A 10,794-nucleotide genomic window follows, 5' to 3' on the forward strand; every position below is an offset into this window, starting at 1 on the left:
TGTTGATATCGACTTCTTCCTCTACAGACTATCAATGATCTTTGGGTAAACACAGGGTTTTACGGGTGAGCCGGTTATTTTCTATAAAAAATCAAAAATATATATGTAACGATAGCAATAGAAAGAATTACGAATATATAAAATATCGAGATAAAAATGATAGTGACTTTAATACATCAGCAAAAGCAACAATAGAAATACCCACAACAGCAAATAATATTTATACCATAATTACATACCCTAGGAATACACCTTTCCTAAAACGCATATTAATATATTCTAATAAAGATGATGATTTTATTGGCGGATTTGTTTGTTCGCTACATGACGATATGTATAATACCGATGGCAGACGAATCCAACTCTACAAGAAGCTTTCCTGCCTCTGCACCCTCAACGATACGGTAAACAACAGTAAATTACTTGAAGCGAACAACAATAAGTCCACACCTGTAATTCTCTCGCGTACGCTCTTGGCTGATACATGGAATACATTCTGTGTACCGTTCGATATTGACTTAAAAGACGGCAAAATAAACGGCACGGAGGTGAGTGTAATGGAGTATGACTGCACTACAGACCACACTATTAAATTTAAAGAAGCTACAAATATTGAAGCTGGCAAGGCTTATCTGATCAATCCGAAGAAAGAAATCAAAGACCCAATATTTACCAACGTTACCATCAATAACGTTACTCCAATAGTTAGTGGCGAAAATGACGGATACAGCTTCGTTGGAATATACAGCCCTATAACCTTCAACGATAGCAACAAAGACCGCATCTTGATACTATCTAAAGAAGGAAAATTCTTGAGCGTCAGAAATGGAGACAGAATGAAGGGAATGAGAGCTTACTTCACCATTCCTCCCAAAACGAAAGCAGAGGCGGTACGATTGATGATAAACAACAAACCGACTGCTATCACCGAAATCTCCACCACCCTATCATCGCCAGAAAAGATATTCTACACAGACGGCACTTACGCTGGCACAGACATAAAGAAAGTAAAGAAAGGCATCGTCATAAAAGGCGGCAAGAAAATCCTGGTGAAATAAAAATAAGGCTTCTTAGCCTTCCTAAAGTTGTCCTTTGGGAAGGCTAAGAAGCCTTAATAGCATTTCTATTTAACTTTGTTATTATTCAACAATACCTGCCTCAACCCACTGATTAAGGATTGTTTGTGAGTCGGCAAGCGCAGTTGCTTCTTCTACGTCATATTCGCTACAAAGCAGCGTTTTGAGCGTATCTACGTCAAAGTCGGTGTCCTTAACTTTCTCCCAGAGAAAAGCAGCGCTCTCGTTCATGTTGATTATCTTTGTGAAATCAATATTTTCCTTACCTTCTGCAACTACTATTTTCTCACCGCATACATCTCTTAATACAAAACCTTTCTTTATTCTCATATTTATATTAGTTATGTTTTAATTTCAGAAACATTCTATAGCCAACCAGCAAATACCTACGCACAGGCAACAATGCAGTCCATACAGCGGAATATAATCGCCATTTCCTGCCAGTAGTATAGTCGGGACTTTTGCGTCCTTTACGATAAAAGCAATGGGCTATACCGAATACTTTGCTGATGTCGCATTGTTCGGTGGCAATGTTGCCATCGCCACGCATTACAACGCTATTGCCATCAATCTTAACTATACGATGCAACGCATAGCGTCGTGGCGCTACCTCTGCAAGTACAACATCGCCAACCTTTAAAGGGCTACATGGCTTGGTCAGTATAGCCTTGTCGCGTCCATCTTCCAGAAACGGACGCATACTCACGCCACGTAACTTCAGTGTCACACTATGCCCTTCGTCAAGAAGCTTTGCTATCTCGGGAATAATAACCTCATTGGCGAATTCCTTCTGCTTGAAAGCCAAATTATTATTGGTCTGTTCCATTATCATTGGGTTTATGAGCTATGACTTCGTAGCATAATTTGGCTGCCTCCTCATTGGGAAGGCAACGCAGTTTATACACTGAAGTGAACGATTCAATCAGTTTTGTCACAACATCGCAGGTATGTCCGAATATATTACTATCCCATTTCATCGACGAACAGGCTGGCACAAGATAAGTGAAGGCAACGACAGGCGAAACACGTTCGATACTATTCTTTCCCGCACGTTCTATCTTGACAATAGCATCCAACGCTACCTTGACGTTACGGTAGCAAGGTGTCTTGCCGCTCCACGGGCTGCCATAAACAAAAGCCTTGCCACCGATGATTCGGACAACCGGATTGTCGTCGTTAATAAGGTCGCATCCTTCGATGCTCTTAATCCAAAGACTTGTGTGTGTGCTCTTGCCTGTGCCGCTTTGAGCCGTAAATGCATAGGCATAGCCATTGTTACGCACAACCGATGCATGGATAAGGAGCGTATCATAATAACCTCCCCTAAAGGCATACATCATCATAATGGCTGTATTCAGACCGAACGAACGTACAGAAGGCGAACCTTTCAGCGCACAGTTTGCCACAGAGAAGTCGCTGTTGGTCTGCAACAGGCAACAATGGCAGCCATACATCCCCTTAACTAAAAACTGATAGCCGCCACCCTCTACACGATCTACGATAGTCTTGCCATTTCCCGTGTCAAAGATTCCGATACGCTCTCTTTGCTCTTTGCTGTATGGCTTGATACTGTCGTGAACATTCAATGAAAAAATACAACCGTCATCTGCCTCCTTTATCTCGAAAGGTTCAAATGACGGTGACAAAAATGTGTCATTAGCCGTTTCATCGACAAATGACACACTTATATTATGTTCTGCGATTCTAAAAAAACGCTTTCTCACTGTTTTGTTTCTTTGCTATACACTTGGCAATTATTTCTTTGCCTTTTTCTCCTTTTTTACCTTCTTCTCTTTCTTTTCCTTTTTGGAAAGTGTCGAGTTCTTTTCGCTTTCGTCTGGCTCTATCGGTTCGAACGAAAAGTCGTTGGCTGTAAGATATTGTACGTTATAACGACCATTGGCAGCATAACGCTTCTTCATGCTGGAGTACTTCTTCTCAACATCTTTTCTTGTCTTACCATAAACTGTGACACATGTAGGATTCTTCAAGCCACGGGCCTTAAGTGACTCGCGCAACTGGTAGGAATAGTTTTCACGGCTGTAGAGAAAACCAGTCTTGCTGTCTACCCATGTGCCGTCCATAAGCTGAATCTCTGTGAAATACACAGTTGAGTCGTTGAATGAAGTGGCAAAACCATAAACGAACAGTGGTGTCTTCTTCTGTGCTGCATTTGCCATCTTCGGCATAAGCATAGCAACTAAAACTATTATAAATAATTTTATAAACAGTCTACTTGTCTTCATCTTCTTGTTGAAAGTCTTTTTATATGTTTATTATTATCCTTTATACTTCAAGGTTTGCACTTTATCTGCCAAGATAGGCTTTCAGCATCTTGTTCTTTGTGTTCTGCTTAAGCTTGCGTATAGCCTTCTCGCGTATCTGGCGCACACGTTCGCGAGTAAGTCCATATTTATGTCCGATCTCTTCCATTGTGCACTCAGGCTGGTTTATGCCGTAATAAGCCTCTATCACGTTACGCTCACGCTCATTGAGCGCAGTAAGTGCGCTTGCTATCTCCTCACGCAGCGACTCCATAAGCAGCGTGTTGTCTGTTTCGGGTTCTGCATCACTCTGCATAAAGTCGATCATGCTTGTAGCATCACTGTCAGACACCGGTGCATCAACCGAAACCTGATGCGTATTCACCTTCAATACATCCTCTATCTTTTCGTGAGGGATGTCTGTCTTCTCAGCTATTTCGTCAATACTCGGACGACGCTCGTTCTCCTGCTCAAACTGGTTGAGGATGCGGTTAATCTTGTTAACACTGCCAACCTGATTTAATGGCAAACGTACCACACGGCTCTGCTCGGCTATAGCCTGAAGTATGCTCTGACGTATCCACCATACTGCATACGAAATGAACTTGAAGCCTCGTGTCTCATCAAATTTCTCGGCAGCCTTCAGCAGACCAATATTGCCTTCGTTAATAAGGTCAGGAAGACTCAATCCCTGATTCTGGTATTGCTTAGCAACAGAGACAACAAAACGTAAATTGGACTTTGTAAGCTTCTCCAAAGCCTTTCGGTCGCCCGTCTTTATACGGCGAGCCAATTCAGCCTCTTCCTCTACGGATATCAGCTCTTCATGTCCGATGTCATGAAGATACTTATCAAGCGAGGCATTCTCTCGATTTGTTATTGAGCTTGTGATTTTCAGTTGTCTCATTAAGTGCTGTTTTTTTGATATTATGATTTGCAAATTTAACCAATAATATTGGTTGTCGCAAATTTTTCTTTGCTTATTTTACTTTTGAGTAGAGTGTTAAGATTACAAATTACCGTAAAAACAACAACGGAGGTCTCCGCCCTACGCAGCAAACAATGCAACCAACACTACATTTATAATAATATGTGTCAGATTTCATGCTGCGCAGGCCTGAGCCCTCCGCTATCTATATATTACAGTTTGTATCACTCTACGTGCCGGATGAAGCTTATTTAATCTTCAAGCGGAACAGCGAAGTATGCCTTCTTGCCAGTAGGATAAACACCCTGTATGTAGAGTACAGGATTGCGGCTTGTAGAAGCTTCCTTCACAAGGTTCTGCAGGTCTTCGATTGTCTTCACGGCACTGTCGTTGACACGCTGGATAATGAATCCCTTGGTAATGCCTGCATCCTTGAACTTGCCAGAGTTCACCTTCAGAACTTCAAGACCATAGCCAATGTTCAGCTGCTTCTTCTGACCGTCGGTGATTGCACGGAAGTTGCCTCCAAGCACGTCAAGGTCAGCCTTCTTCACAACCTGTGTATTACCCTGTTCGTTCTTCAAGGTCATTGTCTTGCTTGCCTTCTTCTTGTCGCGCAGATAAGATACAGAAACCTTGTCGCCCGGACGCTTCTTGGCAAGATACTCCTGCAGGTCAGCCATCTTGTTCATTTCCTTTCCGTCGATGGCGGTGATAACATCGCCTGCCTTCAAACCAGCTTCCTCAGCTGAGCTTTCTTCAAGTACCTTAGCCACATAGATGCCTTCCATTGTTCCAAGGTCAACGTCCTTGCCCTGATCCTTCTGAGCGTCAACATAGTTCTTTACATCCTGTCCCTGAATACCGATAACGGCGCGCTGAACTGTACCGTACTTCTTGAGGTCGTCCACCACCTTGTTCATAATTGATGTAGGAATGGCGAAACCATAACCGCTGAATGAGCCAGTCTGTGAGTAGAGCATGGCGTTAATACCGATAAGTTCGCCACGAGTGTTTACAAGCGCACCACCAGAGTTGCCCGGATTAATGGCTGCGTCAGTCTGAATGAATGACTCTACACCATTCTGATAAAGCGAACGGCCCTTGGCGCTAACAATACCAGCTGTAACAGTATTGGTAAGGTTGAACGGGTTGCCCACAGCCAGCACCCACTCGCCTACCTTAATGTTCTCGCTGTTGGCGATAGTGATGGCAGGAAGATCCTTTGCATCAATCTTGATAAGCGCAAGGTCGGTAGTTTTATCTGTTCCGATGATGCGTGCCGAATACTCCTTGTTGTCATTGAGTGTCACTGTGAGTTCGTCGGCATCGGCTACAACGTGATTGTTTGTCACAATATAACCGTCAGTTGAAATGATGACACCTGAGCCAGAGCCTTGCTGCTTAGGTGTGCGCACGCTACGCTTCTGCTTGCCGTCCTGACTTTGGTTAGGATTGCCAAAGAATCCAAACGGGTCACTGAAGAAATCAGAGAACGGATCACTCTGTACTTCTATAGTCTGTACCTTTGAGTTTTTTGTACTGAGAATATGTACTACCGATGGCAACGACTTCTCGGCTGCATATGTGAGGTCAACGGGCTGCGCCGGCACTGCTGTCGAAGGAGCCTGTGTAGCATTCACCTTTATCAAGGTTCCAGTAGAAAAGGCAAAGGCAAGTGCGCTCATTGCCACAACCAAATACTTAGAATACTTTTTCATAGTTCTTTTACTTTATTGTTTTTATTATCATTTTAAAGTTAAAATGCTTATGTTAACACAAACTTGCATTTTGACACATTGAAGCCAATACAAGTCACAGGTGTGTTAAAACAATAGCGTTTTGTCTTTTTCGGTTGCAAATATAGACGCAATATTTGTTAAAGTGTCATTTTGGCATACATCTTTATTCCATTTTAACACTATAATTTAACATATTAACGGCTATTAGAAATCACCTGTCGGTTTTTCACTTTTGTTTAATCGTACATGCGCCCAACTCCTTAAACACCCTATGAATCATATCCCTGTATACCTACAAAAAATGGATGCGACAGCCTCTTTATATCAGAGAACCATCGCATCCATTGTATAACATTGATGTATTCTTACCGAATACTCCTTCTTATTATTCAATCACAACAAGCGGAGCGTCTTCAAGAACACTTTCTCCATTCTTTACACAGATTGCTGTTACCTTGCCATCTTTCTCAGCCTCAAGGTTGTTGGCCATCTTCATAGCCTCAAGCACAACGACAACGTCGCCAGCCTTAACCTCGTCGCCTACAGCAACCTTAATCTCTGTCACAACGCCAGGCAGCGGAGCCTTAAGCGCATTGGCAGTATTCACGCTGGCAGCACTTGTTGCCTCGCCTTCTTCTGCAGCAGCAGTGGGCTGACCGAGCACAACCTTCTTCTTCTCAGGTTCTGCTTCCTGCTCCATCTCGACCTTGAAAGCCTCACCGTTAACATTCACGCTGGCGATATTGCCCTCAACATCCTCTATCTGGACTTTATATTCCTGTCCGTCGATTGTATATTTGAATTCTTTCATTTCCCTGTATTTATGGTTTAGCTGTTAAACTCAAGAACTTGGCGTTCCACATCGTCTGACGTGGCTGTATTGTTATGAAACCAGGCTCCTTGTCATGAACATTGTTACCCTGGTACTCATATAAAGCCATTGCAATGGCTGCATATATATTCTTGTCCATTTTCTAAACATTTATGAATTACATCGGCATGCAGCCATGCTTCTTTGCCGGCAATGACTGACGCTTTGTGGCAAGCTGTGCCAAACCACGGCAGATACGGAAACGTGTGTTGCGCGGCTCGATAACATCGTCAATGTAGCCATATGAAGCAGCCTCATACGGATTGGCAAACTTCTCGGTATACTCTTCTTCCTTCTCAGCGAGGAATGCCTTAACATCCTCTCCAGCCTCTTTCTTGGCCTTGGCTTCCTTGCCACACAGGATGGCAACAGCACCACTGGCACCCATAACGGCAATCTCTGACGACGGCCATGCGAAGTTGAGGTCGGCACGAAGCTGCTTGCAGCCCATAACGATGTGCGAACCTCCGTAGCTCTTGCGCAGGGTGATTGTAATCTTGGGCACTGTAGCCTCACCGTAAGCGTAGAGAAGCTGTGCACCGTGCTGGATAACTGCATTGTATTCCTGACCTGTACCCGGAAGGAATCCTGGAACATCAACAAGCGATACGATAGGAATATTGAAAGCATCGCAGAAACGTACGAAGCGTGCCGCCTTACGGCTGGCGTTAACGTCGAGTACACCTGCATAAGCTGCCGGCTGGTTAGCTACGATACCAACGCTCTGACCGTTGAAACGTGCGAAACCGATGATGATGTTCTTGGCAAACTTAGGCTGAACCTCGAAGAACTCGCCGTTGTCTGTAACTGCACCGATAACCTTGTACATATCGTAAGCCTTGTTGGGATCGTCGGGGATAATCTCGTTGAGCGAATCCTCCATACGGTTGATCGGATCGTTGCACTCTACACGAGGAGCCTCCTCTGTATTGTTGCTCGGTATAAATGAGAGCAAGCTCTTGATCATCTCAATTGCCTCTTCCTCTGTCTTGGCTGCGAAATGAGTGACACCACTCTTTGTAGCGTGTACAGAAGCGCCACCAAGGTGCTCTGCATCAATATCCTCACCAGTAACCGTCTTAACAACCTTCGGACCTGTAAGGAACATGTAAGAGGTCTGTTCCTTCATGATGATGAAGTCGGTAAGGGCTGGTGAGTAAACAGCACCACCGGCACATGGGCCCATGATGGCAGAAATTTGTGGAACTACACCAGAAGCAAGGATATTGCGCTCGAAAATCTCACCATAACCGGCAAGAGCGCAGATACCTTCCTGAATACGTGCACCACCAGAGTCGTTCATGCAGATAACAGGTGCGCCCATAGTCATGGCCATATCCATTACCTTGCAGATTTTCTGTGCCATTGTCTCAGAGAGCGAACCACCGTTAACGGTGAAGTCCTGAGCATATACGTATACCAATCGGCCGTCTACAGTAGCACTACCTGCCACAACACCGTCACCATAATAATGCTTCTTGTCCATACCGAAGTTTGTGCAACGGTGCTTCTTGAACATATCATACTCTTCAAACGAACCCTCGTCTACAAGCATTTCGATACGTTCGCGCGCTGTGTATTTGCCGCGTGCGTGCTGCTTCTCAATGGCCTTTTCACCACCACCAAGACGAGCCTGCTCGCGCTTTGCGACCAATTCTTTGATTTTTTCTACTTGTTTGCTCATATTTTTATATATGTTATATTGTTCTTAAAATACCGTGCAAAAGTACTAAAAAAAAAGGAAAATGTGAAGCGATTACAAATATTTAATGTATAAACCGACCAATATACGTATCTTATTGACCAATATCGCTATTTCATACTTGAATCGACAAACGACAATGGCAACAGATCCTTCACAGAACCAACGCTATATACTCCACTTTTGCCATACATAAGGACACGCATTGGCCGACCGTAGCGTTCTTCCACACCAAGCAGTACCTGACGACAGGCTCCACAAGGCGTTACGGGATTGTCTACCAGCCCGTTATCATTACGCGCAACAAGGGCAATAGCCTCTATCGGTTGGTCGGGATAATTGGCCTGTGCACTGAATACCGCCGTACGCTCGGCACATAGCCCAGACGGAAAGGCAGCATTCTCCTGATTGGCCCCTATCACGATACTGCCATCGGCAAGACGCAATGCTGCACCTACATAGAAATGGCTGTATTCGGCATACGCATTTTCTGATGCCTTCATTGCATGTTCTATGAGTTCACGGTCTGCATCTGTAAGTTCGTCAAGCAGACAATGCCTTATGGCTATATTGATATTTATCATTTTCATAATATCACTCCTTTTTGGTTATATATTCATAAGCTCCTACGTCTGGCTTGTCTCCTCGCTCACGTCCGTCGTGGTCGTGCTTTGCAGAGGTCTCAGCATTGGCTTTGTCTATAGCAGCCGACTCCTTACGCAAGTGGAAATCATAGCGTTGCAAATCTGCGTCGACAAGCACAAAATGCTTATGTCCATAATTTACAGTATCCTTTACGTCTTCAAAAACCACATCTGTATAATGTGCTTTTTCCTTGTCATCAACTTCAGGAGTACGTATTATACAGTTGGCAAAATCATAGTTAAAGGCATTCTCGCTGCCATCCGCTGGTTTCAGCCCCATCATTTCATCGTCCGAATAGCCCGTAACAATGCTGTTCGTCATCTTGAACGATACAAGCGGATGAGTATAGCCAGAAAAGTCTAACGCACTGGCTCTCAACGCATCAAACGGATAGAACTGTGCTATTGTAGAACTATTTACGGTGACGTTTCCACCGTCTACACTCAAGCAATTGCCTAATGCATTCGTCAGCTGACAATTCTCCACGAAAACATTCGAATTCACCACACCAAGAGCATTGCCTTGACAGTTGTGGATGGTAGAATTTCGTATGGCAAGTGTCTGACGTGTCACATCCGACGAGTCCACCAGCACTCCATCAAACGCCCCATGAATATCCACAAAATCCAATTCGTTGCCATATGATGTCTCTTCAAATCGAATGCCACGCCATTGTCCACTCATACGGTCGTACGGCAGATAATCGAACATACGGTCGAGCCTATCGCCACGCAACACGATGCCAGCCGACTGACTACCCTTACACATCAGCTTACCTTTAACATTAATGCCAGCATCGCCGTGAAAATAAACCGTTGTGCCAGGAGCAATATTCAGTGTGGCACCTTCTTCCACGGTCATCATACCATATATTACAAGTGGCTTGCCTGGCGACAAAGTCATGTCCTCGCTTACCGTCACATTACGCATCAGATTAGCATCCCACGACCACGCCTCAAGCGCAACCTTCTGCTCACGCCCACTCTCAAGCACAAACACCAGATTGTCCTCTATACGCTTCGGATCGATAATGTTTGTATTAGCCGTTGTCACTTCAACAAAAACTCGTATACTGTCTCCATTGCGCACTTCAATTCCGTCTGCCTTATAGCCTTGCTCCGGACTAAGATACACTCCGTCTACATTGACACGGAATCCATGCTGGTTGCCCCCTTCAAGCCACACACTCTTGCAGCGTAATCCGTCGCCCGATTTGTTGTAGACCCAAAACGAACGGGTCGACGACGGAACTGTAGAGAATACAGTGTCAATCCGCAATGTATCTGTTGAGAATGTCAGCACATTACGGGTAGACGTTGTGAACGTATCATCATCATTACAGGCACACAAAGTTATTATACCTATAAAAAGAAGTATATTGTAGATTATTGCTTTCATTATTAATGATAACGAGAAAGCTCATGATTTATTGCAGCAACGAATCAAAAAGTAATATAAACAAAAAAGGTATTGACCATAAGCCAATACCTTTAGTACACCCTTAGGGATTCGAACCCTAGACCCACTGATTAAGAGTCAGTTGCTCTACCAACTGAGCTAAGGGTG

General features: G+C 44.2%; 12 protein-coding genes and 1 tRNA gene. 1 reads left to right on the top strand and 12 read right to left on the bottom strand.

The window, feature by feature from the left end; all coding sequences use genetic code 11:
* Nucleotides 1–332: 332 nt before the first annotated feature.
* Complete coding sequence (locus I6E38_RS13115; RefSeq protein ID WP_235394420.1) at nucleotides 333–1,058, top strand: hypothetical protein; 726 nt, start codon at nucleotides 333–335, stop codon at nucleotides 1,056–1,058.
* Nucleotides 1,059–1,139: 81 nt separating this feature from the next.
* Here I6E38_RS13115 and I6E38_RS13120 read toward each other — a convergent pair whose 3' ends face one another.
* The 12 genes from I6E38_RS13120 to I6E38_RS13175 all read right to left on the bottom strand — a co-directional run bounded on the left by I6E38_RS13120 (nucleotide 1,140) and on the right by I6E38_RS13175 (nucleotide 10,794).
* Nucleotides 1,140–1,406 (bottom strand): PqqD family protein, encoded by a 267-nt coding sequence (locus I6E38_RS13120; protein ID WP_235394421.1) that lies wholly within the window; start codon nucleotides 1,404–1,406, stop codon nucleotides 1,140–1,142.
* A gap of 7 nt (nucleotides 1,407–1,413) precedes the next feature.
* Entirely contained in the window at nucleotides 1,414–1,902 is a 489-nt protein-coding gene (locus I6E38_RS13125; RefSeq protein WP_235394422.1) for a S24/S26 family peptidase, read from the bottom strand.
* On the bottom strand, nucleotides 1,886–2,800 hold the full coding sequence (locus I6E38_RS13130; protein WP_235394423.1) for a hypothetical protein: 915 nt from the start codon (nucleotides 2,798–2,800) through the stop codon (nucleotides 1,886–1,888). Before I6E38_RS13130 ends, I6E38_RS13125 begins: the two co-directional genes overlap by 17 nt.
* A 30-nt stretch (nucleotides 2,801–2,830) precedes the next feature.
* Entirely contained in the window at nucleotides 2,831–3,322 is a 492-nt protein-coding gene (locus I6E38_RS13135) for a hypothetical protein (protein WP_235394424.1), read from the bottom strand.
* A 61-nt stretch (nucleotides 3,323–3,383) separates the two neighbouring features.
* Complete coding sequence (locus tag I6E38_RS13140; RefSeq protein ID WP_235394425.1) at nucleotides 3,384–4,247, bottom strand: sigma-70 family RNA polymerase sigma factor; 864 nt, start codon at nucleotides 4,245–4,247, stop codon at nucleotides 3,384–3,386.
* Between the two features lie 272 nt (nucleotides 4,248–4,519).
* Nucleotides 4,520–5,989, bottom strand: a complete 1,470-nt coding sequence (locus I6E38_RS13145; protein ID WP_235394426.1) for a Do family serine endopeptidase — start codon at nucleotides 5,987–5,989, stop codon at nucleotides 4,520–4,522.
* Nucleotides 5,990–6,395: 406 nt separating this feature from the next.
* A complete protein-coding gene (locus tag I6E38_RS13150) occupies nucleotides 6,396–6,821 on the bottom strand; it encodes a biotin/lipoyl-containing protein (RefSeq protein ID WP_235394427.1) in 426 nt (141 codons plus the stop codon).
* 10 nt (nucleotides 6,822–6,831) lie between these two features.
* Nucleotides 6,832–6,981 carry a hypothetical protein gene (locus I6E38_RS13155; protein WP_007896899.1) on the bottom strand — a complete coding sequence of 50 codons (150 nt, stop codon included), beginning with the start codon at nucleotides 6,979–6,981 and terminating at the stop codon, nucleotides 6,832–6,834.
* Between the two features lie 18 nt (nucleotides 6,982–6,999).
* Nucleotides 7,000–8,565 carry an acyl-CoA carboxylase subunit beta gene (locus I6E38_RS13160; RefSeq protein ID WP_235394428.1) on the bottom strand — a complete coding sequence of 522 codons (1,566 nt, stop codon included), beginning with the start codon at nucleotides 8,563–8,565 and terminating at the stop codon, nucleotides 7,000–7,002.
* Nucleotides 8,566–8,693: 128 nt separating this feature from the next.
* The gene (gene cdd / locus I6E38_RS13165; protein WP_235394429.1) at nucleotides 8,694–9,173 is read right to left on the bottom strand and encodes a cytidine deaminase; all 480 of its coding nucleotides are present in this window, start codon (nucleotides 9,171–9,173) and stop codon (nucleotides 8,694–8,696) included.
* Nucleotides 9,174–9,177: 4 nt separating this feature from the next.
* Nucleotides 9,178–10,626 (bottom strand): choice-of-anchor Q domain-containing protein, encoded by a 1,449-nt coding sequence (locus I6E38_RS13170; protein WP_235394430.1) that lies wholly within the window; start codon nucleotides 10,624–10,626, stop codon nucleotides 9,178–9,180.
* A gap of 96 nt (nucleotides 10,627–10,722) precedes the next feature.
* A tRNA-Lys gene (locus tag I6E38_RS13175) sits at nucleotides 10,723–10,794 on the bottom strand.

Source organism: Leyella stercorea (assembly GCF_021531355.1).
In the GTDB taxonomy this organism is placed as follows: Bacteria; Bacteroidota; Bacteroidia; order Bacteroidales; family Bacteroidaceae; genus Prevotella.

Coding starts and splice junctions, on each gene's coding strand:
- I6E38_RS13115 (WP_235394420.1), top strand. CDS start 333: ATGTATAATACCGATGGCAGACGAATCCAACTCTACAAGAAGCTTTCC.
- I6E38_RS13120 (WP_235394421.1), bottom strand. CDS start 1,406: ATGAGAATAAAGAAAGGTTTTGTATTAAGAGATGTATGCGGTGAGAAA.
- I6E38_RS13125 (WP_235394422.1), bottom strand. CDS start 1,902: ATGGAACAGACCAATAATAATTTGGCTTTCAAGCAGAAGGAATTCGCC.
- I6E38_RS13135 (WP_235394424.1), bottom strand. CDS start 3,322: ATGAAGACAAGTAGACTGTTTATAAAATTATTTATAATAGTTTTAGTT.
- I6E38_RS13140 (WP_235394425.1), bottom strand. CDS start 4,247: ATGAGACAACTGAAAATCACAAGCTCAATAACAAATCGAGAGAATGCC.
- I6E38_RS13145 (WP_235394426.1), bottom strand. CDS start 5,989: ATGAAAAAGTATTCTAAGTATTTGGTTGTGGCAATGAGCGCACTTGCC.
- I6E38_RS13150 (WP_235394427.1), bottom strand. CDS start 6,821: ATGAAAGAATTCAAATATACAATCGACGGACAGGAATATAAAGTCCAG.
- I6E38_RS13155 (WP_007896899.1), bottom strand. CDS start 6,981: ATGGACAAGAATATATATGCAGCCATTGCAATGGCTTTATATGAGTAC.
- I6E38_RS13160 (WP_235394428.1), bottom strand. CDS start 8,565: ATGAGCAAACAAGTAGAAAAAATCAAAGAATTGGTCGCAAAGCGCGAG.
- cdd (WP_235394429.1), bottom strand. CDS start 9,173: ATGAAAATGATAAATATCAATATAGCCATAAGGCATTGTCTGCTTGAC.
- I6E38_RS13170 (WP_235394430.1), bottom strand. CDS start 10,626: ATGAAAGCAATAATCTACAATATACTTCTTTTTATAGGTATAATAACT.